Annotated in this window: 23 protein-coding genes; 12 read left to right on the forward strand and 11 right to left on the reverse strand. The window is 68.6% G+C overall.

The annotated features are described in order from the left end of the window. The first annotated feature begins 25 nt into the window (after positions 1 to 25). The gene (locus tag G341_RS0111420; protein WP_018179277.1) at positions 26 to 2293 is read left to right on the forward strand and encodes a heavy metal translocating P-type ATPase; all 2268 of its coding nucleotides are present in this window, start codon (positions 26 to 28) and stop codon (positions 2291 to 2293) included. Positions 2294 to 2357: 64 nt separating this feature from the next. Beyond that, entirely contained in the window at positions 2358 to 2741 is a 384-nt protein-coding gene (locus tag G341_RS21835) for a metal-sensitive transcriptional regulator (protein ID WP_018179278.1), read from the forward strand. Here G341_RS21835 and G341_RS0111430 read toward each other — a convergent pair. Next, positions 2716 to 3813: a DUF475 domain-containing protein gene (locus G341_RS0111430; protein ID WP_018179279.1), complete on the reverse strand. Its 1098-nt coding sequence runs from the start codon at positions 3811 to 3813 to the stop codon at positions 2716 to 2718. The genes G341_RS21835 and G341_RS0111430 overlap by 26 nt on opposite strands. Before the next feature lie 66 nt (positions 3814 to 3879). Here G341_RS0111430 and G341_RS0111435 point away from each other — a divergent pair, with 66 nt between their 5' ends. Next, entirely contained in the window at positions 3880 to 4509 is a 630-nt protein-coding gene (locus G341_RS0111435; RefSeq protein WP_018179280.1) for a TerD family protein, read from the forward strand. Further along, complete coding sequence (locus tag G341_RS21840; protein ID WP_018179281.1) at positions 4506 to 6038, forward strand: TerD family protein; 1533 nt, start codon at positions 4506 to 4508, stop codon at positions 6036 to 6038. Before G341_RS0111435 ends, G341_RS21840 begins: the two co-directional genes overlap by 4 nt. A gap of 16 nt (positions 6039 to 6054) precedes the next feature. Here the strand turns inward: G341_RS21840 and G341_RS0111445 are convergent, their stop codons facing one another. Then, positions 6055 to 6426, reverse strand: coding sequence for a hypothetical protein (locus G341_RS0111445; RefSeq protein ID WP_018179282.1), 372 nt, complete (start codon positions 6424 to 6426; stop codon positions 6055 to 6057). A 186-nt stretch (positions 6427 to 6612) separates the two neighbouring features. On the opposite strand from G341_RS0111445, the gene G341_RS0111450 reads away from it, so the two are divergent. Further along, a complete protein-coding gene (locus tag G341_RS0111450; RefSeq protein ID WP_018179283.1) occupies positions 6613 to 6951 on the forward strand; it encodes an RNA polymerase-binding protein RbpA in 339 nt (112 codons plus the stop codon). A gap of 104 nt (positions 6952 to 7055) precedes the next feature. Here G341_RS0111450 and G341_RS0111455 read toward each other — a convergent pair whose 3' ends face one another. The 5 genes from G341_RS0111455 to cobN all read right to left on the reverse strand — a co-directional run bounded on the left by G341_RS0111455 (position 7056) and on the right by cobN (position 15613). Continuing rightward, positions 7056 to 7841 (reverse strand): polyprenol monophosphomannose synthase, encoded by a 786-nt coding sequence (locus tag G341_RS0111455; RefSeq protein WP_026303560.1) that lies wholly within the window; start codon positions 7839 to 7841, stop codon positions 7056 to 7058. Further along, on the reverse strand, positions 7822 to 9540 hold the full coding sequence (gene lnt, locus G341_RS0111460) for an apolipoprotein N-acyltransferase (protein WP_018179285.1): 1719 nt from the start codon (positions 9538 to 9540) through the stop codon (positions 7822 to 7824). Before lnt ends, G341_RS0111455 begins: the two co-directional genes overlap by 20 nt. A gap of 31 nt (positions 9541 to 9571) precedes the next feature. Continuing rightward, positions 9572 to 11176, reverse strand: a complete 1605-nt coding sequence (locus G341_RS0111465; protein ID WP_018179286.1) for an amidohydrolase — start codon at positions 11174 to 11176, stop codon at positions 9572 to 9574. Between the two features lie 81 nt (positions 11177 to 11257). Next, positions 11258 to 11746: an FxsA family protein gene (locus G341_RS0111470; RefSeq protein WP_018179287.1), complete on the reverse strand. Its 489-nt coding sequence runs from the start codon at positions 11744 to 11746 to the stop codon at positions 11258 to 11260. Between the two features lie 243 nt (positions 11747 to 11989). Continuing rightward, positions 11990 to 15613: a cobaltochelatase subunit CobN gene (cobN, locus tag G341_RS0111475; RefSeq protein WP_018179288.1), complete on the reverse strand. Its 3624-nt coding sequence runs from the start codon at positions 15611 to 15613 to the stop codon at positions 11990 to 11992. A 234-nt stretch (positions 15614 to 15847) separates the two neighbouring features. On the opposite strand from cobN, the gene G341_RS0111480 reads away from it, so the two are divergent. The 7 genes from G341_RS0111480 (at position 15848) to G341_RS0111515 (ending at position 21235) form a co-directional block, all read left to right on the forward strand. Then, positions 15848 to 16189 carry an ArsR/SmtB family transcription factor gene (locus G341_RS0111480; RefSeq protein ID WP_342664835.1) on the forward strand — a complete coding sequence of 114 codons (342 nt, stop codon included), beginning with the start codon at positions 15848 to 15850 and terminating at the stop codon, positions 16187 to 16189. Further along, positions 16186 to 16725, forward strand: a complete 540-nt coding sequence (locus G341_RS0111485) for an SRPBCC family protein (protein WP_018179290.1) — start codon at positions 16186 to 16188, stop codon at positions 16723 to 16725. The genes G341_RS0111480 and G341_RS0111485 overlap by 4 nt, the downstream gene beginning before the upstream one ends. Positions 16726 to 16734: 9 nt before the next feature. Next, positions 16735 to 17883 (forward strand): precorrin-3B synthase, encoded by a 1149-nt coding sequence (gene cobG, locus G341_RS0111490; protein WP_018179291.1) that lies wholly within the window; start codon positions 16735 to 16737, stop codon positions 17881 to 17883. A 121-nt stretch (positions 17884 to 18004) separates the two neighbouring features. Then, entirely contained in the window at positions 18005 to 18430 is a 426-nt protein-coding gene (locus G341_RS0111500) for a hypothetical protein (protein WP_018179293.1), read from the forward strand. Positions 18431 to 18436: 6 nt separating this feature from the next. Then, positions 18437 to 19084: a cysteine hydrolase family protein gene (locus G341_RS0111505; RefSeq protein ID WP_018179294.1), complete on the forward strand. Its 648-nt coding sequence runs from the start codon at positions 18437 to 18439 to the stop codon at positions 19082 to 19084. Positions 19085 to 19106: 22 nt separating this feature from the next. Continuing rightward, complete coding sequence (locus tag G341_RS0111510) at positions 19107 to 19730, forward strand: precorrin-8X methylmutase (protein ID WP_018179295.1); 624 nt, start codon at positions 19107 to 19109, stop codon at positions 19728 to 19730. Then, the gene (locus G341_RS0111515; RefSeq protein ID WP_018179296.1) at positions 19727 to 21235 is read left to right on the forward strand and encodes a precorrin-2 C(20)-methyltransferase; all 1509 of its coding nucleotides are present in this window, start codon (positions 19727 to 19729) and stop codon (positions 21233 to 21235) included. The genes G341_RS0111510 and G341_RS0111515 overlap by 4 nt, the downstream gene beginning before the upstream one ends. On the opposite strand, the gene G341_RS0111520 is transcribed toward G341_RS0111515, so the two are convergent. Genes G341_RS0111520 through dprE2 form a run of 4 tightly spaced genes read right to left on the reverse strand, consistent with a single transcriptional unit; the run spans position 21223 to position 24702 of the window. Further along, entirely contained in the window at positions 21223 to 21963 is a 741-nt protein-coding gene (locus G341_RS0111520) for a cobalt-precorrin-6A reductase (protein WP_018179297.1), read from the reverse strand. The two genes, G341_RS0111515 and G341_RS0111520, sit on opposite strands and share 13 nt — an antisense overlap. Then, positions 21960 to 22715, reverse strand: coding sequence for a precorrin-4 C(11)-methyltransferase (gene cobM / locus G341_RS0111525; protein WP_026303563.1), 756 nt, complete (start codon positions 22713 to 22715; stop codon positions 21960 to 21962). The genes G341_RS0111520 and cobM overlap by 4 nt, the downstream gene beginning before the upstream one ends. Further along, entirely contained in the window at positions 22712 to 23926 is a 1215-nt protein-coding gene (gene cbiE / locus G341_RS0111530) for a precorrin-6y C5,15-methyltransferase (decarboxylating) subunit CbiE (protein WP_018179299.1), read from the reverse strand. Before cbiE ends, cobM begins: the two co-directional genes overlap by 4 nt. Beyond that, positions 23923 to 24702 (reverse strand): decaprenylphospho-beta-D-erythro-pentofuranosid-2-ulose 2-reductase, encoded by a 780-nt coding sequence (dprE2, locus tag G341_RS0111535; protein WP_051092769.1) that lies wholly within the window; start codon positions 24700 to 24702, stop codon positions 23923 to 23925. The genes cbiE and dprE2 overlap by 4 nt, the downstream gene beginning before the upstream one ends. Between the last annotated feature and the right edge of the window lie 33 nt (positions 24703 to 24735).

Raw genomic sequence — 24735 nt, forward strand, 5'->3', positions numbered from 1 at the left:
TTAAGACAGTCCAAGGAGACTCGCGATGAGCACCCCGACTCGAGACACGGACGCCGCACAGGTCGACCTGGCCATCGCCGGGATGACCTGCGCCTCGTGTGCGAACCGGATCGAGCGCAAGCTGAACAAGCTCGACGGCGTCACCGCCACGGTCAACTACGCGACCGAGAAGGCTCATGTCAGCTACGCGGCGTCGGTCGCCCCGCAAGAGCTGCTCGACACCGTCAGCGCCGCCGGCTACTCGGCGACGCTGCCGGTCACGGCCGTCGACGATGCCGAACCTGCCACCGACTCGTCTGTCACCGCGCAGGAATCGGCGGAACGCGCGCTGCGCGATCGGCTGATCTGGTCGGCCGTGCTGTCGCTGCCGGTGGTCGTGCTCGCCATGGTGCCGGCGCTGCAGTTCGACTACTGGCAGTGGCTGTCGCTGACGCTGGCCGCCCCGGTCGTCCTCTGGGGCGCCTGGCCGATCCACCGCGCGACCTGGCAGAACCTGCGCCACGGCACCGCCACGATGGACACCCTGGTCTCCCTCGGGACGCTGGCCGCCTTCGGCTGGTCGCTGTACGCCCTGTTCTGGGGCACCGCCGGCACGCCGGGCATGACGCACGGCTTCGACTTCTCGATCAGCCGCACCGACGGCTCCGGCAACATCTATCTCGAGGCCGCGGCCGGGGTGACCACGTTCATCCTCGCCGGCCGCTACTTCGAGGCCCGCTCCAAGCGCCGGGCGGGTGCGGCATTGCGGGCGCTGCTCGAGCTGGGGGCCAAGGAGGTCACCGTCCTGCGCGACGGCGCCGAGCAGCTCGTGCCGATCGAGCAGCTCGGGGTCGGTGATCAGTTCGTGGTCCGGCCCGGCGAGAAGATCGCCACGGACGGCGTTGTCGTCGAGGGCAATTCGGCCATCGACGCGTCGATGCTGACCGGAGAGAGCGTTCCCGCCGAGGTCGGTCCGGGCGACGATGTCGTGGGCGCATGCGTCAACGCCGGTGGCCGACTGGTGGTGCGAGCCACCCGGATCGGCTCGGATACCCAGCTGGCGCAGATGGCCAAGCTGGTCGAGGACGCGCAGACCGGAAAGGCCAAGGCGCAGCGTCTGGCCGACCGGATCTCCGGGGTGTTCGTGCCGATCGTGATCGCGTTGGCCGGTGCCACTCTCGGATTCTGGCTCGGCGCAGGCGATTCCGCGTCGGCGGCCTTTACCGCCGCGGTTGCCGTGCTGATCATCGCCTGCCCCTGCGCACTGGGTCTGGCAACGCCGACGGCGTTGCTCGTCGGCACCGGGCGGGGCGCCCAACTGGGCATCCTCATCAAGGGCCCGCAGGTGCTCGAGTCGACCCGCCGCGTCGACACCGTCGTCATCGACAAGACCGGCACCATCACCACGGGCGACATGAGTCTGCGTGATGTCATCGCGGCATCGGGCGAATCAGCCGATGAGGTCTTGCGGATCGCGGGTGCGGTCGAACACGGTTCCGAGCACCCCATCGCCGCGGCGATCGCGGTGGCCGCCGCCGAACGCACCGGGCCGCTGGCTACCGTCGACGACTTCAGCGGGGTCGCCGGGCTCGGCGTCCAGGGCGTCATCGACGGGCACGCGGTGGCGGTCGGCCGACCGGCCCTGCTCGCCGATTGGGCAATGACGGTGCCCGCCGAACTACAGGAGGCGCTCGACGCCGCGGAGGCCGCCGGCCAAACAGCGGTCGTGGCCGGCTGGGACGGCGCGGTGCGCGGCGTATTGGTGGTCGCCGATGCAGTGAAACCGACATCGGCACAGGCGATTTCCGAACTCCGGGCGCTCGGCCTGACACCGATCATGTTGACCGGCGACAACGCCCCGGCCGCCCGACATATCGCCGCCCAGGTCGGGATCGACGAGGTGATCGCCGGCGTTCTGCCCGCCGACAAGGCGGCGACCATCGCCGACCTGCAGAAGCAAGGACGGGTCGTCGCGATGGTCGGTGACGGCGTCAACGATGCCGGCGCCCTGGCCCAGGCCGATCTGGGCCTGTCGATGGGCACGGGCACCGACGTCGCGATCGAGGCCGGCGACCTCACGCTGGTGCGCGGCGATCTGCGATCGGTCGCCGACGCGATCCGGTTGTCCCGCAAGACGTTGCGCACCATTCAGGGCAACCTGTTCTGGGCGTTCGCCTACAACGTCGCGGCGTTGCCGCTGGCGGCGGCCGGACTACTGAACCCGATGCTGGCTGGCGGAGCGATGGCATTGTCGTCGGTCTTCGTGGTCAGTAACAGCCTGCGGCTGCGGCGATTCCAACCGATCAGCCTCTAGAATCAGCTCTGTTGCGAGCGCCGCGCGCGGGCTTCTCAACAGACCACGACCCCAGGAGATACCGATGAGCGAGCCCGTCGCCCCGGCCACCACTGATCCGGCCACCGCTGACCCGGCCGCCGTCGACCACGTCGACTCGGCCACCGGCGCGGACGACGAGCACGCCCATCACGGCTACGTCACCCGCAAGGACGATTACCTCAAGCGGCTGCGCCGCATCGAGGGCCAGGCGCGCGGCATCCAGCGGATGGTGGACGAAGAGAAGTACTGCATCGACATCCTCACGCAGATCTCGGCGATGACGAAGGCACTGCAGATGGTCGCGATGGGCCTGCTCGAGGACCACATCGAACACTGTGTCGTCGACGCGGTCGCCGCCGGCGGGCCCGAGGCCGAGATCAAGCTGAAGGAAGCGACCGACGCTATCGCGCGGCTGGTGCGTTCGTAGCCTCCCGGCGACGATCGCGCCGATTGGCGACGATGCTGCTGATGAAGGCCGCGCCGATGAACACCACGCCGATCAGCCCGGTGACCACCTCGTCGACCTCGTAGTCGGGATTGATCGAGATCACCATGATCGTCGCCAGCGCACCGATCGCCCAGTACGCGCCATGCTCCAGGTAGCGGTAGTCCGACAGAGTCCCCTGCCGCACCAGATAGACGGTGATCGACCGGACGAACATCGAGCCGATGAAGCCGAGACCGAGGGCGATGATGATCGGGTCCGCGGTGATCGCGAACGCACCGATCACACCGTCGAACGAGAACGACGCGTCGAGGACCTCGAGGTAGAGGAACAGGAAGAAGGCGGCCTTGCCGGTCGCGGCGACGGCGGTCGAGGGGCCCGCCCCGTCCTCGCCGGTGTGGAAGAGCCGCCCCAGGCCGTCGACGCCGATATACGTGATGATGCCCAGCACACCGGCGATCATGATCGTCGCGCGATGCGCGTCCGCCACCAGATACTCGGCCACCAGCACCAGGGTGCCGGCGGCGAGGATGACGGGGAGCTGTTCGAGTCGACCGACGCGGGCCAGCGGCCGTTCGATCCAGGCCAGCCAATTCACGTCACGGTCGGAGAGCACGAAATTCAGGAACAGCATCAGCAGAAACATGCCGCCGAACGCGGCGATCTGCGGGTGCGCCTCCTTCAGCAGCAGCTCATAGCTCGGGGATCCGTCGGCGAAGTGCTCGGCGCCATGCGCCGGCGGGTTCATCGCCAGCCGGAAGGCCTCAATCGGGTTGCGGTGCGCGGTGATCCAGATGATCATCAGCGGGAACAGCAGGCGCATGCCGAAGACGGCGATGATCACGCCGACAGTCAAGAAGATGCGCTGCCAGAACTCGCTCATCCGGGCCAGGACGGTCGCATTGATCACGGCGTTGTCGAAGGACAGCGAGACCTCGAGAACGCCCAGGATCAGACAGAGGGCGACGCCCTGCCAGGAGTCGTAGACGAATGCGGCGATCAGCGACGCGATCGTGATCAGAATCGAGATCGCGAACACGCGCAGTTGGGCCACGTCGGAAATGTACCGACTGTTCGCGGACGGCGCCGAATCAGGCGCACGCCCCGGTATGTTCGACCCGTGACCTCTCCCCCGACGCCGCAGGCACACCGATCGCCCGAACCGCCGCTGCGTCTGGTCAAGGGACAGCGGCTGTCGCTGAACACGGGCGACGCGGGGCTGACGTCGATCATGATGGGGCTGGGCTGGGATCCGGTGCGGCGCGAAGGACATTTCGGTGACCGCGCCCCGGATATCGATCTCGACGCATCCGCGGTGCTGTTCGCCGACGGCCAGATCGCCGATATCGCCTACTACGGTCAGCTGATCTCGAAAGACGGATCGGTGCGGCACCAGGGCGACAACCTGACCGGCGCGGGTGACGGCGACGACGAGGTGCTGATCGTCGAGCTGTCGCGAATCCCGGTGCACGTCACCACGATCCTGTTCATCGTGACGTCCTATCAGGGCCAGACCTTTGAGCAGATCGACAACACCTTCTGCCGCCTGGTCGATCAGTCCACGGGTACTGAACTGGCGCGCTACACGCTGGCCGGCGGCATGCCCTACACGGGTGTGGTGATGGCCCGGGTGTGGCGAGACCAGACGACCCCGGGCGCGTCGGACTGGACGCTCGAGGCGCTCGGTGACGGCATCTCCGCACGGCATCCGGGCGAGGCCGCCCCGCAGCTGCTGAGGTTCCTGCCGTGACCGCCCTGGCACCCGGAACCTCCGCCGAGATGGCCGCTCGCCGAATCACTTTCACCGTCCCCGCCGGAATGGATCCGATCTGTCTGATCGTCGGGGTCGACGGCCGCGTGCGGTCCGGCGCCGATGTCGCGTTCTACAACCAGCCGGCCATTCCGGGCATCACCGTGCAGGGCGACTCCGCGGTCATCGACGCCGACTCCGTGGAACGGGGCGCCACCATCCACTGCGCCGCCAGCACCGACAGCGGTCCTGTGGACGGCGCCCGGTGCCGCCTTGCCGCGCCGAATTCCGATCTCGCGGTGGATATTCCAGGCATAGCCGACACCGGTGCCGTCGTATGCGCGAAACTCGCGTGGCGCCAGGATCATTGGCGGATCGATGCGGTCGCCGACGAGTATTCCGGTCTGGCGCAGCTGCTCGTCGACCATGGAGCCGACGTCACCGGGCCCGAACCCGGCCGGCCGGCCGCCGAACGGGACACCAGTCGACCGAAGGCCGGCGACGCCCCTCTGGCTGGAGACTTCCGGTCGGCGATGAACCGGGCACTCGCCATCTTCGAAGATGCTGCCCGCTCGGCCGCCGGATACGTCGCCGCCGTCGAGCACGCGCACGCCCGGCTCGACGCGGAACTGTCTGCGTCACTGGATGATCCGGCCACGCGCACCGGCGACGGCGCGGCTCGCGCCCGGGCCGAAGCGCAGCAGCGCGCCGATAACCTCGAGGCCGCCGCCCAGCAGCGTTTCGACGCCGACTCGCAACTGTTGATGGCCGAGCTGCACGCCATCGACCCGCAGCTGCCGCCAGCGATGGCCAGCTGGGAGTCGGTGTCCTGGTTCTCCCCGGCCGATCGACTGGCGAGCGGGGTGCGAATCGGCGAACTGTCTGCCCCTGACCGCGGACCGTTGCGTATCCCGTTCTGCGTCCCGACCCCGCTCGCGCGCGGTGTGTGGGCGCTGGCCGGGGCGGGTCAGTCCGCCGAGCCGGTGCTGACATCGCTTGCGGTTCGGCTGATCGCGGCCGGCGACCGCATCGAGGTCGACCTCATCGATCCCGTCGGCGGTCTACCGGATCTGCATCGGCTGCTCACGCCCTTCTTCGCGGGACCGGTCGTCGGCGATTCCGCGGACATCGCTCCGCGGCTCGCGGATCTGGAGAGCGCGATGGATCTGACCGACATGCAGGCGCAGACCAGCGTCCACGATGACGATCTGATGCCGGCGGCACGGCTGCTGATCGTCAACGATCTGCCCTTCGGCTGGGATCAGTCGGCCCAGGCCCACCTGTTGCGGATCGTCGAACGGGCGCCGTCTGTCGGTTGGTCGGTGCTGATCGCCGGCGACCTCGCGCACGCGGAATCCGATCCGCTGCTCATGACGATCGCCGATCACTGCATGCCGCTGCCACTGTCCGATGAGGGCACCGCGCACGACCCATGGGTGGGATTGCTCTGGTCGGTCCGGCCGGACGCGCTCGACCCGCGGTCCGAGCACGCGACCCGGCTGGTGGCCGCTCTCGCGGCCCGGCGGTGAGCTCGCGGTTAGGCGGTCAGCGCAGCCGCTCGGCGTCGGTCGCGAACTGAACCAACTCCTGCGTCATCGACACCAGCTCGGCCCGGCCGGCACCCTCCGCGACCGCAGTCGCGACATCCTCGGCAGCGCACCGCAACGCGAACAGCCGATCGATCAGTTCGCCTGCCTCGACGCCGCTGAGCACCACCGAATCGGCCGGGAGCTGGCTCGCGCCGGCCAGCGACCGCTGCTCGTAGGCCCGCTGGCGGCAGGACTGCCGACAGTACTTACGCCGACGACCGGTACCCGAATCAGCGACCTCGCGCCCACACCACGCGCAGGCGACGCGCTCGCGTCGGCGCCTGCTGGACACCGGTCGGTCATCGACGGCGGAGTCGGCGGTTGTCATGAGGCGACCGTACCGCCCGGACGCTCGACCGACCGGCGGCCATGCCCGAGGTGCGTGAAATTCCGGGAACAAATAATCGCGGGTAGACTGTTGAGGTTGTCCGGAGCCCTGGTGTATCACGCACCGCTCGGGCATCCAGCTCGCGGCGTATCCGCCGCGTGAGTCGAGTGTCGAAGGGAATCATCAATGGCAGATCGAGTTCTTCGCGGCAGCCGTCTCGGAGCGGTCAGCTACGAGACCGATCGCGACCACGACCTGGCGCCGCGCCGCATCGTGCAGTACCGGACCGACAACGGCGAGATCTTCGACGTCCCGTTCGCCGACGAAGCCGAAATCCCGTCGACCTGGCCGTGCAAGAACGGCATGGAAGGCACCCTGCTCGAGGGCGCGGAGCCCGAAGAGAAGAAGGTCAAGCCGCCGCGCACGCACTGGGACATGCTGCTGGAGCGGCGCTCCGAGGAGGAGCTCGAAGAGCTTCTGAACGAGCGCTTGGAGTTGCTGAAGCAGCGTCGTCGGGGTCACTGACCAACAGACGAACTACACAGAATCCGCGCCACTTCTGCAGATCCGCGCCGGCTACAACCGGCGCGGATCCACGAAAGCGGCGCGGATTTTGCGTTTGCGTGGAATCAGCGGATCTTGGCGGCGCGGCCCTGCAGCCGGGCGACTCGATGCGCCATGCCCCACCGGCCGACCTTGACGAAGGCCTCCTGGAAGATGCCGCCGCTCATCTTGGATTCGCCGTATTCGCGCTCGGTGAAGGTGATCGGCACTTCGGCGACGGTGAATCCGGCGAGCATGGTGCGCCAGGCCAGGTCGATCTGGAAGCAGTAGCCGTGCGATTCGACCGACCCCAGATCGATCTTCTCGAGCACGGCACGCCGGTAGGCGCGGTAGCCACCGGTGATGTCGTGGAACTTCACGCCGAGCGCCAGCCGCGAGTAGATATTGCCGCCGCGGGAGATGAACTGCCGATGCCACGGCCAGTTCACCACCGAGCCGCCGGGGATGTACCGAGACCCGGCGACCATGTCGGCGCCGGAGTTGATGCGGTCGAGTAGTCGGTGCAGCTGCTCGGGAGCATGCGAACCGTCGGCATCCATCTCGATGAACACGGTGTACTCGCGAGCCAGGCCCCACTCGAAGCCGGCGAGGTAGGCGCCGCCCAGACCGTTCTTCTCGGTCCGGTGCAGCACGAAGATGCGCTTGTCAGAGTCGTCGACGGCCAGCTGGTCGGCCAACGGGCCGGTTCCGTCCGGGCTGTTGTCGTCGACCACGAGGACGTGCGCGGCGGGCATCGCGGCATGCAGCCGACCGATGATGAGCGGCAGATTCTCCAGCTCGTTGTACGTCGGAATGATGACGAGCGCGCCCTCCCCCGATGGGCCGACAACGCTAGTGGCTTCCGTTGTCATCGGTGTCCCGAGCTCCTCTCGCATCTACCCGGGCACCGCGGTCACGCCGGCGGCCGGTGATCAACTCATTGAACCTAGTACGTGGCACCATCACGACCAAAAGCCCGACAATCGTCGCGATCACCGCAAGATACAGCGGAATCGCCCCCAATCGGGTGGCGATCGTCTTGTCGCTGTGCAGCGGCATGCGGGCGACCAGGAATCCCGGCTCGAAGATGCCGGTCCGGGACACTACGGTGCCGTTCGGCCGCACGATCGCCGACACGCCGCTGGTAGCGGCCACCACGACGGTTCGACCGTGTTCGACGGCCCGCACCTGCGACATGGCCAGCTGCTGATAAGTCATCTGGGTGCGGCCGAAGGTGGCATTGTTCGATGGCACCGCCAGAATCTGCGCTCCATTGCGCACCGACTTCTCGGCCGACCGGTCGAACGCGACCTCCCAACAGGTCGATACGCCGACCGTCGTCCAGGTGCCGCCGCTGTTGATCTTCAGCACGCCCGGCCCGGAGCCCGGGTGGAAGTTGCCCGCCATGTCGGCATAGGAGGAGAACAGCCGGAAGAAGCTGCGCCACGGCAGGTACTCGCCGAACGGCTGGATAATCCGCTTGTCGTATCGCCCCGGACCCGGTCCGACGGTCGCATCCGCCGGCTGGCCGGCATTCGGATCCCACACCAGCATCGAGTTCGTCTCGTGCGTGTTGCCGGTATCCGGATCCTGGTTCTCCAGCACGGTGCCGATGACGATCGGCACGCCCGCGCTGCGTGCCAACGAGTCGAGCATCTGCGACGCGTCCAGGTTGATCGTCGGGTCGATGTCGGACGAATCCTCTGGCCACAGAATGAAATCGGGCCGCGGCACGCTGCCCGCATGGACGGCGTCGATCAGTGCCCGCGTCTCGTTGATGTGATTGTTCAGGACGGCCTCGCGCTGGGCGTTGAAGTCCAGCCCCAGACGCGGCACATTCCCCTGAATCGCGGCGATGGTGATGCTGTCGCGAGAGGTGTTGTGCGCGTTCACCGATGGCCACGTGGCAGCCGCGGCGATCGGCGCGATGATAATTGCCGCTCCGGCCGCGGCCAGCACCCGCACCGACCGTAGGCTGCTGCGGTCGCGGTATCCGTCGGCGATCAGCAGCGCGATTCCCGCGCCGATCACGGCCACCGCGAACGACACCAGCGGCACTCCCCCGAGCGCCGCCAGCGACAGCAGAGGGCTGCCGATCTGGCCGAATCCGGTCCGGCCCCAAGGGAATCCGCCGAACGGGAACGACGAGCGCGCCCACTCGATACTCACCCAGGCCAGCGCGAACCAGAGCGCCCGCGCCGGAAACCTCATCAGGACGACCGCGATGAGTCCGAACAGCGCCGTGTACCCGGCCAGTACGACCGACAGCGCGATCCACGGCAGCGGCCCGACGTAGACGCCGATCCAGGGCAGCAGTGGCAGATAGAACGCCAGCCCGAAGGCGAAGCCGCACCAGGCGCCCGATCGCAGCCGCAGGCCGGGTTCGCTCAGCGCACCGCACAGCAGCGCCAACGACACGATCCCGAAGAACCAGAGGTTGCGCGGCGGGAACGAGGCCCACATGGCGATGCCGCCTGCGACCGACATTCCCGTGCGCAGCAGATAACGCCGATCGGTGACGGTGCGGACGGTCGCGGCCACGACGCGGTCGTAACGCTCAGCCAGGCTCATGCGCCTACTCGCTTCGCTCGCTGGCGCCCACTCATGCGCCGGCCTCGTACACCGTCGTTCCGTCGAGCACCGTGCGGACGCAGGCGGGCAGGGCGGCACCGGGCTCCAGATCGGGCAACGCCGGGACCCGCGACCGCGGATCGGTCGACCAGCGCTGGACGCGCGAGTTGCCGGCGGCGACGACCAGCCGGTCGACCTCCCACACCGCGAACGTCGCGGGCGCCCCTGGCACCAGGGTGCCGATCTCGCCGTCGCGCGACCCCGCGGCTCGCCAGCCGCCGCGAGTGGCGGCCGCGAAGGCCGCTCGCGGCGAGACCCGGCTGGCCTCGGTGTGATGATGGGCGGCCGCCTGCACGGACTCCCATGGCCGCAGCGGCGTCACCGGCGAGTCCGACCCGAAGGCCAGGCCCACGCCGGCTCGGGCCAGCTGCGCAAAGTTGTTTAGCCCCAAGGCTCGTTCGCCGCCGAGCCGCGTCCCGTACATCCCGTCGGGCCCGCCCCACAGGGCGTCGAACAGCGGCTGCATGCTCGCGACGACCCCGAGTCCGGCGAGCGCCTCGGCCTGCTCCGCGGTCACCATCTCCGCATGCTCGATCCGGTGCGCGCGCCGGACGACGGCGTCGCGGCCCAGCTCGTCGGCCACCGCGACCAGCGCATCCGTGACCGCCGTGACCGCCGCGTCGCCGATCGCATGGAACCCGGCCTGAATGCCGGCCGCGGTGCAGGCCAGCAGATGCGCACGGACCCGGTCGGCGTCCAGGTAGGCGACGCCGCGGCCGGGCCTGTCCGCATAGGGTTCGCGCAGCCAGGCGGTGTGCGAACCGAGCGAGCCGTCGATGAACAGATCGCCGCCGAGCGCGTCGGCGCCGGCCGAGGCCAGCAATGCGGTCGCGGCATCGGCATCGGTGACCGCCTCGCCCCAGTAGCGGCGGATCATCAGCGGGGTGTCGAGATCGGCCAGCGCCCGGAAATCATCGAGGCCGCCGATATCGGGGCCGCCGTTCTCGTGCACGGCGACGATCCCGTTGGCGAGGGCTTGCCGACAGGCCGCAGCCTGGGCGGCCTGCCGGGCCACAGGGTCCAGCAGACCGCGCGCGGCCGCGCGCACGGCGTGATGCGCGTCCGCGGTCAGTGGGCGGTCCGGGTCGAATCCTGTTGCTGCGGAAAGCTCCGGGCAGCGGCTGCGCAGGGCGGTCGATGCCGCAGCGGAATGTTCATCGATCCGAACCACGTATGCCGGCCGCGAACCCACCGCGGCGTCGACATCGGCGGTGGTCAGCGGGCCGCGCTCGGACCACTGCGCATCGTCCCAGCCGCGCGCCCAGATCAACGCGTCCGGAGCCAAGGCCTGCGCGTGGTCCGCGAGTGCTCGCAACACTTCGTCCCGGCTACCGGCGCCGCACAGATCCAGGCCGGACGAGGCCAGCCCGGTCGTCGTCAGGTGGACATGGGGATCAACGAACGCCGGCGCGACGAAGCGGCCGGCCAGGTCGGTCTCGCGGGCGCTGGGGTGCAGGGCCCGGGCGACGTCGTCGGTACCGATCCAGGACACCACGCCGTCGGTGATGGCGATCGCCGTCGCGTCCGGGTTAGTGGGCGAATAGACGTATCCGCCGGTGAGTAGTTCGGTATCCACGGGGAACCAGTCTGCCTTGCCCCGCTTCGGCGAAGCCGCAGGGTGTGCACGGATCGGCCGGGCAGCCGGAGATGTCGGGTATCAGTCGAGCGCGCGCCGCGGGGCGGCTGTGCCCCAGCCCCCGCTGGTCGACGTGGTGACGACCTCGCCCTCGACGACGGTCGCCTCGCAGTTCGTGCAACCGGCGGTGAAGGCGCCGGCTCGGTCGAGCACGGTCATCGCCTTGCGGGTGCCGAGCGCGACCAGTGCCATTCGCGCGAGTGCGCGCACCGGCTTGATCAGCAGCAGGATGCCCAGCGCCGTCGTCACCAGGCCGGGCACGATCAGCAGCCCCGTCGACAACGCCAGCAACACCGCGTCCGCCGCCGGGCGGGCTGCATCGACCTCCCCGCGGGCTGCCTGCGCGAGCTCGCGGAACACCTTGACACCTCGGCGGCGCAGCAGCCAGAAGCTGATCGCCATCGTCGCCAGGGTCGCGACCAGCGCCCACAGGATGCCCACCGCATACGTGAGCCCCACGAACGCGGCGATCTCGATCGCCACGTACCCGAGGAATACCAGTCGCTTCATTTGCTACCGCCTGTTCGTTGTACTGATCCATCAACGAACGAAACCTCGCGCGGGATCCCGACTCCGACGAAGATGATCGGACTCACAGATTCCCTCGATTGCCGTACTGCCACTCTTCGTTCATATGCCGCTATCGCCGCCGTAGCAACCGTTACACGCCCGTGTCCTGCGGTTGTCGGTGGATAGGTCCCAAAATCTCAGCGGTTACTCAGCCTTCGCCCCGGTTTCCGGGACTCCGGTTCGTCAGGATTCCAGATCGCCTTCGGTCTCCAGGAACGCCTGTTTGAGGGCGTTGAGGGTGTTCGCGTCCGGCTCGGCCCACATGTCGCGCTCGGCGGCCTCCAGTAGGCGCTCGGCGATGCCGTGCAGGGCCCACGGGTTCGATTCGCGCATGAACTCGCGATTCTCGGCATCCAGGACGTAGCTCTGCGCCAGCTGCTCGTACATCCAGTCCGCAACGACGTTGGTGGTCGCGTCATAGCCGAACAGGTAGTCGACGGTGGCGGCCATCTCGAAGGCGCCCTTGTAACCGTGCCGGCGCATCGCCGCCAGCCAGCGCGGGTTGACCACGCGCGCCCGGAACACCCGCGCGGTCTCCTCGGAGAGCGTGCGCGTGCGGACTGCGTCCGGAGTGGTAGAGTCGCCGATGTAGGCCTCCGGATCCGACCCCGTCAGCGCGCGCACGGTTGCGACCATGCCGCCGTGGTACTGGAAATAGTCGTCCGAGTCGGCGATGTCATGCTCGCGGGTGTCGGTGTTCTTGGCCGCCACCGCGATGCGGCGGTACGCCGACCGCATCTGGTCGACGGCCGGCTCGCCGTTGATGCCTCGGCCGTACGCGTACCCGCCCCAGGTGGTGTACACCTCGGCGAGATCCGCATCGCTGCGCCACTCCTTGCTGTCGATGAGCTGCAGCAGCCCGGCGCCATAGGTCCCCGGCTTGGAGCCGAACACCCGCGTCGCGGCGCGCTGCGCGTCGCCGTGGTCGGCGACGTCGGCACGGGTATGCGCCGCAACGAAGTTCATGTCGTCCGGCTCGTCGAGCGCCGCGACCATCCGGACGGCATCATCGAGCATCGACAGCACATGCGGGAACGCGTCACGGAAGAAGCCGGAGATGCGGATGGTCACGTCGATGCGCGGACGGCCCAACTCCTCGAGCCCGATCACCTCCAGCCCGGTGACGCGGCGCGACGCCTCGTCCCATACCGGCGAAACACCAAGCAGAGCAAGAACTTCGGCGATGTCGTCGCCGGACGTGCGCATCGCGCTGGTGCCCCACACCGACAGGCCGACCGACGGCGGGTAGGCGCCGTCATGATCGGTCCGGTATCGCTCCACCAACGAGTCGGCCATCGCCCGACCGGTTTCCCACGCCAGGCGCGACGGGATCGCCTTCGGGTCGACCGAATAGAAGTTGCGGCCGGTCGGCAGCACGTTGATCAGCCCGCGCAGCGGCGACCCACTGGGACCGGCCGGAATGAAGCCGCCGTCGAGCGCGTGCAGCACCCGGGCGATCTCCTGATCGGTGCCGCGCAGCCGCGGAATCACCTCGGTCGCGGCGAATTCCAGAACCTGCCGCGCCTGGGGGTTGTCGGTCAACCCGCCGGCCTTCGCGGCATCCCAGCCGGTTGCCTGCAGGGCCGTCAGCAGTTCACGCGCCTGCGCCTCGACCGCATCGACGCGCTCCTTGGCCTCGTCACCGGATTCGCTGAGCCCCAGAGCTTCCCGCAGGCCCGGCAGATGCACGTTGCCAGCCCAGACCTGGCGGGCCCGGAGCATCGCCAGCACCAGATCCAACTCGACCTCGGCGTCCGGGGACTGGCCGAGGATGTGCAGGCCGTCACGGATCTGCACGTCCTTGATCTCGCAGAGCCAGCCGTCGACGTGCAGCAGCATGTCGTCGAAGACCTCTTCGTCCGGGCGCTCGGCAAGCCCCAGATCGTGATCCATCTTCGCGGCCGTGAGCAGCGTCCAGATCTGCTGCCGGATGGCCGGCAGTTTCGCCGGATCCAGCGCCGACACGTTGGCGTGCTCATCGAGCAGTTGTTCCAGACGCGCTATGTCGCCGTAGGTTTCGGCACGCGCCATCGGCGGGACGAGATGGTCGACCAGCGTCGCATGCGCGCGGCGTTTGGCCTGCGTGCCCTCGCCCGGATCGTTGACCAGGAACGGATAGATCATCGGAAGATCGCCGAGGGCGGCATCGGTGCCGCAGGCCGCCGACATGCCGAGCGTCTTGCCTGGCAGCCACTCCAGATTGCCGTGCTTGCCGAGGTGGACGATCGCGTCGGCGCCGAACCCGCCGGTGCCGTCGGCACCCGCGGGCGCCGCGACCCAGTGGTAGCTGCCGAGATAGTGGTGCGACGGCGGCAGGTCCGGATCGTGGTAGATCGCAACCGGGTTCTCGCCGAACCCGCGCGGCGGCTGCACCATCAGCAACACGTTGCCGAATCGCATTGCCGCGATGACGATGTCGCCCTCGGGATTGGCCGACTTGTCGACGAACAATTCGCCCGGCGCCGCGCCCCAATGCTCGGTCATGTCGCTGCGCAGACTCTCCGGCAGCGTGTCGAACCAGGTCCGATAGTCGGCAGCCGCGAGCCGGATGGGATTGGCGGCCAGCACTTCCTCGGTGAGCCAGTCCTGGTCCTGACCGCCGGCATCGATGAGCGCGTGGATGAGGGCATCCGAATCGTTCTCGGCCATACCGGGAATCGGTGTCGACCCCAGGTCGTAGCCCGCGGCCTGCAGCTCGTTCAGCAGCCGCAGCAGACTGGCCGGGGTGTCGAGACCGACGGCGTTGCCGATCCGCGCATGCTTGGTCGGATAGGCCGACAGCATGATCGCCACTCGACGGTCCTTCGGCGCGAGATGCCGAAGCCGCCCGTGCCGCACCGCGATTCCCGCCACCCGCGCACACCGCTCGGCGTCGGCGACATAGCGCGGCAGACCGTCGGCGTCGATCTCCTTGAACGAGAACGGCACCGTGATGATCCGGCCATCGAACTCCGGCACCGCCACCTGCGTCGCCACATCGAGCGGGCTCAGACCGTCGTCGTTGGCGTCCCACTGCTCGCGACTCGACGTCAGGCACAGGCCCTGCAGGATCGGGATATCCAGGGCGGCAAGGCGTTCGACATCCCATGCCTCGTCGTCGCCGCCGGCACCCGCGGTCGCCGGGGTGGTCCCGCCCGCGGCCAACACGGTCACCACGAGCGCGTCGGCCGTCGCCAGCGTCGCCAGCAGCTCGTCCGGCGCCGTTCGCAGCGAGGCGCAGAAGATCGGCAGGGCCGAGGCGCCCGCGGATTCGATTGCCACGCAGAGCGCCCGGACGTAGTCAGTATTGCCGGCGAGCTGCTGTGCGCGATAGAACAGCACGCCGATCACCGGACGATCGGCCGCGATCGGCGCCGCCAGACCGTCGGCGATCCCCCACTGCGGTGTCATGGTCGGCTCGTCGAACGATTCGCCGGTCAGCAGCACGGTGTCGGACAGGAAGGCGTGCAGGTTCTTGAGATTCTCCGTACCGCCCTGGGCGAGATAGTTGTGCGCCTGCGCCGCGATGCCGCCCGGCACCGACGACAACGACATCAGCTCCGGGTCGGGTACCTGCTCGCCTGAGAGGAACACGGTCGGCAGACCGGCCGCGATCACGGCGTCGATCCCCTCTTCCCAGGCACGACGGCCGCCCAGGATCCGCACCACCACGACGCCGGCGCCGTCGAGGAGTGCCGGGAGGTCCTCCGACAGTAGGAGCCGGGCCGGGTTCTCCAGCCGGTAGTTCGCGCCGCTGGCCTGGGCGGTCAGCAGGTCGGTGTCGGAGGTGGAGAGGAGGACGATCGGTCCGGTAGTGACGTCGCTCAACGCGAATTTCCTTCCCTACCGGGAGGCGCGCCCGGCGTCGGTGGTGAACACGCGAGGTCTGACTCAACAGCCCATGTCGTCTTCTCAGGGCGTCTTACAGTGGCGCGACCGTCCCGGATTTTCACCGGATTCCCTGCGTGTTCGTGTCGTGGCCACCCTATCGGGCAGCGACGCGACGGCGGTCGCCGGCAAGTATTCCTTGACAGGCATATTCCGGTGCTGGAATATAAGCAGGTGACCGATCAGATGTGGACCGCGATGGGCGATCGCACGCGCCGACGGATCCTCGACCACTTGCGGCTCCAACCGTGCGCCGTCGGCGAGCTGGCGCAGCGCCTGGAGATCGCGCAGCCGCAGGCGTCCAAGCATCTACGCGTGCTGCGGGAAGCACATCTGGTGCAGGTGCGCACGGAGGCGCAGCGGCGGATCTACGCCATCGATCCGGACGGGCTCATCGGGCTCGACGAATGGCTGGCCCCCTATCGCCAGCTCTGGAATGACCGCCTCGACGCCTTGGGGCGCCATCTCGACGCGACGACGACCGACACGACCACCCCGAAGGAGCACCACTCATGACTGAATCGATTCGCGACAAGGGCACATACATCACGGTCGACGGTCGCCCGGCCGTTCGCTTCATCCGCCGCTATTCCCATAGCCAGCAACGTGTTTGGGAGGCGATCACCGATCCCGAGCAGCTGTCGACCTGGTACCCCGCGACGGTGAGCTACGAACCACGCGTGGGCGGCACGATCCGATTCGTCGAGGATCAATATTCGATGGACCTGACCGGGACCGTGCTCGCCTACGACCCGCCTGCCACGTTCGCCTTCACCTGGGGCGAGAACGAGGTCCGGCTCGCCGTCGAAGCCGATGGTCCGGAGGCCGCGATTCTGACCCTGATCGACGTGCTCGACGCCGAGAACAGCGCCGCGCGCAACGCCGCCGGCTGGGATGTCTGCCTGCGCGAGCTGGACAACGTCGTGCACGCGCACGCGATCCCGACCGCCGGGCCGCACGCCGACGACGCGGAGCCCTGGCAGCCGATCTACGAGTCCTACATCGCCGACGGCCTGCCGCACGGCGCGCCCGTGCCCGACCTGGGGACCTAGTCTGGAGAAGTGACTGATGACCAGGCCGGCCGACCGGCCGCCGACCGGTGCCCCGGCGTGCGGACGCCGCACTCGGCCCGCGACGGCGCGCTGGCGCGGGTCCGAGTCCCCGGCGGCGTGGTCACCGCCGCCCAGCTCACCGAGCTCTCGCACGTCGCCACGGAGTTCGGTGACGGTCATCTCGAACTCACCTCTCGCGCAAACATCCAGATTCGCGGAATCGCGGACGTGCACGCCGTCTCGGGCCGGCTGTCCGCAGCGGGACTGGTGCCCCCGACGCATGAACAGGTCCGCAACATCGCAGCATCGCCTCAGTCGGGCCGGATCGGCGGCAATGCCGATGTGCGCGAGCACGTTTCCCGCCTGGACCGCGAGCTCCAGATGCGGCCGGGCCTGGAGCGCCTGTCCGGCCGCTTCCTGTTCGGCCTCGACGACGGTCGCGGCGATGTACTTGCCCTGCAACCGGATTCGGCGGCGGTGTGGCATTCGGCCGACCGCGCCGAGCTCATCCTGGGCGGGATCGCGACCGGGCGCTTCGCGCACACCGACGATGTCGTCTCCGCGATTCTCGATGCCGCCGAGGCATTCCTGGCCGCCGCCGACGGTCGATGGCGGATGCGCGATCTCGACCACGCCACGCTCGAGCACGTGATTGGGCAACTGCCGGGAACATCGGGATCCGGGGAATCCGTTGTTTATCACCGGGTCCCGCGGATCGGGTGGCTCGAACAGTCCGACGGCACCGTGATGCTGGGCGGCGTCGTCGCGCACGGCCGGATCACCGCACAGCTCGCCGAATTCCTCGGCGCCGTCGGCACCGACATCGTCATCACGCCGGATCGGGAAATTCTCATCACCGACCTGTCCGAGGGCGTCGCCGACACCGTGTTGCGGGTGCTCGCGCCGATGGGCCTGATCTTCGACGCCAACTCGCCGTGGACGCATATCAGCTGCTGCGTGGGCGCGCCCGGGTGCGCGAAGGCCACCGCGGATGTCCGCACTCTGGCGGCGCAGCGCGTGCACAGCCTGGCCGGCGACGCCGAACCCGTTGCCGCGCGCGAACATTGGGTCGGCTGCGATCGGGCTTGCGGGTCTCCCGCCGGTACGCACACGCTGATCATCGCCACCCCGGACGAACTCGTCACGGTGTCGAAATAGTGCCCGCCGCATCGATGGCCGCCCATCGTGCAGCGATCCGGCTGTCGTGCAGGCGATCGATCAGCTGCACGATCACCGATCCTGAGCATCGCCGCCGGTCGCCTGACGTACGGTCGATCCCATGGATCTGACGACCGCCACCAAGATCACGCTGCTTGCCGCGGGGTTGATCTTCCTGCTGGCGTTGATTCTCGGAATCTGGAAGTACCGCGAGATGTCTGTCAACGACGACCACCTTGCGCATCCGTATGTCGATATCGCCCACCGGGCAGCGCTGCTGTACTCGTTCGCCACGCTGCTGATCGCGGTCTTCGTGCAGCTGAGCGGCTGGGCCGATTGGGTGAACCTCACGGCGGCAATGGTTCTGGTGTTCTTCTTCGTCGCGGCGATCGCCAGCTACATCGCGCACGGCCTGCGGCGCGACACCACCAACCAGTTCGAGCATGCCGACGCGGCACTGCACGCGTCGATGGCGGCATTGATCATCGGCGAGGTCGGCGGCTTCGCCGTGCTGCTCGCCGGCTTCATCGACGGCCAGTTCGGGTAGTCACCGATGACCGTCGATCCCACGCTCCCCGACTACCTCGCACCCGACTGGGAACGGTCGGCGCTGGTGTTGATAGATGTCCAGAACGACTTCGTCGACGGCGCGACGCCCGTTCCCGGTACTGCCGACAAGATCGACGCGATGGCCCACCTGGCGGAAAGGTTCCGCACACACGGCCGGCCGGTCGTGCACATCGTGCGGCTGTACCCGCCGGGCGGCAGCGACGTCGACCCGCCCCGGCGCGCTGCCGTCGAAGCCGGTGATCACGTCGTCGCCCCCGGCTCGCCCGGTTCTCAGATCCCGGCCCGGCTGCTGCCCGCCGGGATCGCCATCGATCTCGACACGGGCACCCTGCTCACGGGTGCCGCTCAGCCGATCGGCGCCGACGAGTTCGTGCTGTTCAAGCCGCGCTGGTCGGCGTTCCATCGCACCCGCCTGCACGACCTGCTGCAACAACGAAACATCACCACGGTGGTCGTCGCGGGATGCAACCTGCCCAACTGCCCGCGCGCCACCCTGTTCGACGCCTCCGAGCGGGACTACCGGACGGTGCTCGTCACGGATGCCACCTCCCAGACCAACGACTCCCGCCTGCACGACCTAGCACTGATCGGCGTGCAGCTGCGCACCACCGCAGAGGTCTTCGGCGACTGACGACTGGCTATTGTCGACGGTTGTGTACGACTACATCCGCGACGGCGCCGAGATCTACCGGCGCTCGTTCGCGACGATCCGTGCCGAGGCCGACCTCGCCGGTCTGCCGGAATCGGTGCGGTCGGCCGCGGTGCGGATGATCCACGCCAGCGGCCAGGTCGACCTTGTCGCCGATATTCGCGCCAGCGATGCCGCCGTGACGGCCGGCCGGGCCGCGCTCGAGGCCGGCGCCCGCATCCTGTGCGACGCGAACATGGTCGCCGCCGGCGTCACCCGGACCCGCCTCCCCGCCGACAACGAGGTGCACTGCTTCCTCCGGGACGCGCGAACACCCGAGTTGGCGGCGCAGATCGGCAACACCAGGACCGCCGCCGCCGTGGAGCTGTGGCTGCCGCTGCTCGACGGCGCCGTCGTCGCCATCGGCAACGCACCCACCGCCCTCTTCCATCTTCTCGACCTGATCGACCAGGGCGCACCCCGTCCCGCGGTCATCGTGGGCGCGCCGGTCGGATTCATCGGCGCCGCCGAATCCTGTGCGGCACTTGCCGAACGCACGGACGTCGAGTTCCTGACCGTCCTCGGCCGCCGCGGCGGATCCGCCATCACCGCAGCAGCCGTCAATGCGATCGCGAGTGCGCAGGAATGAGCGAAACGAACACCGCATCCGGCAAGCTCTGGGGCGTCGGCCTCGGCCCCGGCGACAGCGAGCTGGTCACCGTCAAGGCCGCGGCCGCCATCGGCCGCGCCGACGTGGTCGCGTATCACTGCGCCCGGCACGGACGGTCGATCGCCCGCTCCGTCGCCGAACCGTATCTGCGCGAGGGCCAGATCGAAGAGCGGCTGATGTATCCGATCACCACCGAGACGACGAGTCACCCCGGCGGATATCGCGGTGCGCTCAACGACTTCTACGCCGAGTCGGCCGAACTGCTGGCCGAACATCTGCGCGCCGGGCGCGACGTGGCGCTGCTCGCCGAGGGCGATCCGCTCTTCTACAGCTCGTATATGCACATGCACAAGCGGCTGCACGATGAGTTCGACGCCGAGATCATTCCCGGCGTCACCTCGGTGAGCGCCTCGGCCGCGGCCGTCGGTGTGCCGCTGGTGGAGGCCGACGAGGTCCTCACCGTGCTGCCCGGCACCCTGCCCCGCACCGAACTCGCGCACCGGCTGCGGTCGGCCGACGCCGCCGCGATCATGAAACTCGGCCGCACCTTCACCGATGTGCTTGCGGCGCTGGAAGACTCCGGACGTCTCGACGACGCCTGGTATGTCGAGCGGGCATCGACCGGTGCCCAACGGGTGCTGCCGGTCAGGGAGGTCGACCCGACGACGGTCCCCTACTTCTCGATGGTCGTCGTGCCCGGGCCGCTCAACAATCCCGCAGCCCAACCGGATTCGGCCGACCGTGGTGAGGTCGTCGTGGTCGGTCTCGGCCCCGGCGCGGATCGCTGGACCACCCCGGAGGTGAGCGCCGAGCTGGCGCGCGCCACCGACCTGGTCGGCTACAAGACCTACCTCAACCGGGTCGACGTCCGGCCGGGTCAGCAGGTGCACGCCAGCGACAACCAGGTCGAGTCCGAACGCGCCTGCCTCGCATTGGATCTGGCCAAACGCGGCGCCCGGGTCGCGGTCGTGTCCTCCGGCGATCCCGGGGTCTTCGCGATGGCGACGGCCGTCGTCGAGCAGGCCGCCGATCCGCAGTGGCACGACGTGCCCGTGCGCGTGGTTCCCGGAGTCACCGCGGCCAACGCGGTCGCCGCCGCGACCGGCGCGCCGTTGGGCCACGACTACGCCGTGGTCTCGCTGTCGGACCGGCTCAAGGGCTGGGACATCATCGAGAAGCGGATACGCGCGGCCGCCGATGCCGACCTGGTGCTGGCGATCTACAACCCCGGATCGAGCCAACGCACCACTCAGGTAGCGCAGCTCAAAGCGCTCCTGCTGCAGCTGAAGTCGCCGGAGACCGTGGTGATCCAGGGCCGCGACGTAGGGGGTCCCACCGAAACGGTGCGCACCACCACCCTCGGAGAGTTCGACCCGGACACCGTCGACATGCGCACGCTGCTGATCATCGGTTCGAGCACCACTCGAGTTCTGGAACGTCCCGGCGGCGACCTGTCGTTCACGCCGCGCTACTACCGCAGCTGAGCGACCCAACCGACGGCCGCGTCCACCGAATCCACCGCCGCCACTCCGTCGGGCAATGCCGGCCGCCGCACCATGATCACCGGTACACCGGCGTCGCGAGCGGCGGTCAGCTTCGCCGACGTCATCGATCCGCCGCTGTTCTTAGTTACCAGATGATCGACCCCGTACCGGTCGATGAGTTCGCGTTCGCCGGCGACGTCGTAGGGTCCGCGGCTGCGCAGCAGTTCGTGGTGCGGCGGCAGATCCGCCGTCGGCGCATCGACGACGCGGATGAGGAACCAGGTATCGGCCTGTGCGGCAAAGGCTCCGACATCCTGGCGACCCGTCGTCAAGAATGCCCGCCGCGATCGACGGCCGACTTCGGTTGCGGCCGCGCGAATATCGGGGACATCGATCCAACTGTCGCCGGTCTCCGGTTGCCACTGCGGCCGGCGCAGCGCGAGCAGCGGCACACCGGCCTGCGTTGTAGCGGCAGCAGCGTTCCGGGAGATCTGTTGCGCGAACGGGTGCGTCGCATCCACCACCGCGGTCGGGCGATGCTCGGTGAGCCAATCGGTCAGTCCCGGTACTCCGCCGAAACCGCCGATGCGCACCTCCCCGACCGGCAGCGCCGGATCGCGCACCCGACCGGCCAACGACGACACCACCGCCACCCCGGCGTCGACCAACTGCCTCGCCAGCGCCCGGGCCTCCCCGGTGCCGCCCAGGATCAGCACCGGTCCGGTCATGGTTGCCGGAGCTTCGTCATGCGGGCCTTGGAGTACAGATAACTGTCGTCGAATCGCTCGGCCGCCAGCACCCTGCCCACGAAAATCACGGCAGTGCGCGCGATTCCGGCCGTCTCCAGCGTGTTGGCCAGCTCGCCGAGTGAGCACCGCACGATCTGCTGGTTGTCCCGGCTGGCGAACGCCACCGTCGCCGTCGGGCAGTCGGATCCGTAGTGCGGCACCAGCGTCTCGACGATCTGCGACGCCTGGTGCGCGGCGAGATGCAGCGCCAGCGTCACGCCGGTGCGCGCCAGCTCGCCCAGCGATTCGCCGGGCGGCATATCCGTCGACAGCGTCGAGACCCGGGTGATCAGCAGTGACTGTCCAACGGTCGGCACGGTCAGTTCGGTATCCAGCGCCGCCGCGGCGGCGGCGAATGCCGGTACGCCGGGCACGATCTCCACGGGGATCTCCAGCGCAGTCAGGCGCCGATGCTGTTCGGCGACGGCCGAATACAGCGACGGGTCGCCCGAATGCAGCCGGGCGACATCCTTGCCCTCGCGGTGCACCCGGGCAATCGTTTCGATGATGTCGTCGAGCAGCATGTGCCGGGTATCGACCAGCTCCGCACCGTCCGGACAATGTGTCAGCATCTCCGGCGGTACCAGCGAACCCGCGTACAGGCAGACCTGGCACCGGCCCAGGATTTCGGCGCCGCGCAGGGTCAGCAGATCGGCGGCACCGGGTCCGGCGCCGATCACGAATACCGTCACGGCTCCACCGTCCACTGCATGATCGTGCGCCGCGGCTCCCACCCGGACCTTCTACCCAGCGAACCGGCTGTCTCCCACTGGATTCGCTGCAATTCGCCACCGTGCTCCGCATACGCCGCCATGAGGATCGTCTCCGATTCCAGGGTCACGGCATTCGCGACCAGCCGACCGCCTGCGGCCAAACGTTCCAGGCAATCGTCCAGCAGCTCGGCCGTCAGGCCGCCGCCGATGAAGATCCGATCCGGCGCCGGAACCCGCGCAAAGCTCTCCGGCACTGGGCCTTTGATGTCGATCCGGTCGGCGACCCCGTGGTGTTCGGCATTGGCGGCAACGAACTCACGACGTTCCGGATGGGACTCGAACGCGACCGCCCGTCCGCGCGGGTTCGTCCGGAGCCAATCGATTCCGATGCTCCCCGATCCGGCCCCGACATCCCACAGGAGCGTCGGCTCCGCGACCCGGCCCAGCGCCGACACCGTGATCGCCCGCATCGGCTGCTTGGTGATCTGCCCGTCATTGGTGAATCGATCCGGCCGTGGCGTGCCCGCGACATAGGGAACCCATTCGCCGCGCGACCAATCGAAGCCCCCGCTGAACACCACGCCCACGATGTTCAGCGAGCTCGCCGCGTTCCCACGCCAGTCCTGCGCGGTCGACGACTGGATCAGTTCATCGGGGCCGCCGAGATCGTTCAACACCCACATTCTCGAATCGGCGAATCCGCTCTGCCGCAATGCCTCCGCAATCGAACCCGCGGTCGCGGCATCGCGACTGAGGAACAGCATCCGGTCGCCTGCCTTCCGCTGCGCCAGGGTCGGTAGCACCGATTTCTCCAGCAACGATTCAACAGGGGTGCTCACCTGATCCCAGCCCAGCCGGGCACAAGCCAGCGTCACGCTCGATACCGCCGGGATGATCGTCACATGCTCGGCGCCGATCGATTCGATGATCGTGCTGCCGACGCCGTAATACGTCGGATCGCCGCTCGCGAGCACATGGATCTCGCGATCCGCCGAGCCGGCCAGCACCTCGCCGAGATGCTGGGACATCGGGCTGTGCCAGGCGATGAGACCCGCATCGACCTCGGCGTCCAGCAGGTCCAGCTGACGCCGCGAGCCGTAGATCTCGGTGGCGCCCAGCAGCTCCCGCCGCGCCGGACCGCCGAGCCCGTCCCATCCATCGGCGCCGATGCCGACAACTACGACTCTCATCGCGGTAACCGTCGCCAGATCGACTGCGGCACAAGCCGGAACACGAATGACACCAATCCAAGAACGCCCGGTATCCACACGACCCGGCGTCCGCGGCGCAGCGCTTTGACGACGCCGTCCGCGGCCTGGGGTGCGGTGATCGACAGCGGCGCCGGTTTCACGCCGGTCGCCATGAGCTCCTTGGTCATTTGGCCGATGACGAACCCGGGCCGGGCCAGCAGCAGGTCGACGCCGCTGCCATGCAACGCATCCGACAGGCCCGATGCGAAGCCGTCCAGGCCGGCCTTGGTGGAGCCGTAGACATAGTTCGCGCGTCGTACCCTGGCCCCGGCGATGGACGAGAACACCACGATCGACCCGGATCGCTGCGCGCGCATCGCCACCGCCAGCGGGGTCAGCACGCTGATCTGCGCCACATAGTCGGTATGCACGATCTCCAACGCATGCGCGTGATCGGTTTCCGCGCGCGGGCCGTCGCCGAGGATGCCGAACGCGATGACCGCGACGCCGATCGGCCCGTGATCCGCCACGATCTGATCGATGAGCGCCGGATGCGAGTCGGTGTCGTTCGCGTCGAAGTGCACGCAATGCACGGCCGTTGCCCCGGCGTCACGCATTCGCTGTTGCTGGGCGGCCAGGTCGTCGGGCCGGCGGGCCGCGAGGACGACCGTGCGGCCGTTCGCGATTCGCGCGGCCACCTCGACACCGATCTCGCTGCGGCCGCCGAACAGCACGATGGAGCCGTCGCCGTCGAGCCCACTTGCACGCCTACTCACCGGCTCAGTATCCCATCGGCGGTTCGTGAGCCC

The organism is Jongsikchunia kroppenstedtii DSM 45133, from assembly GCF_000380485.1.
GTDB lineage: Bacteria > Actinomycetota > Actinomycetes > Mycobacteriales > Mycobacteriaceae > Jongsikchunia > Jongsikchunia kroppenstedtii.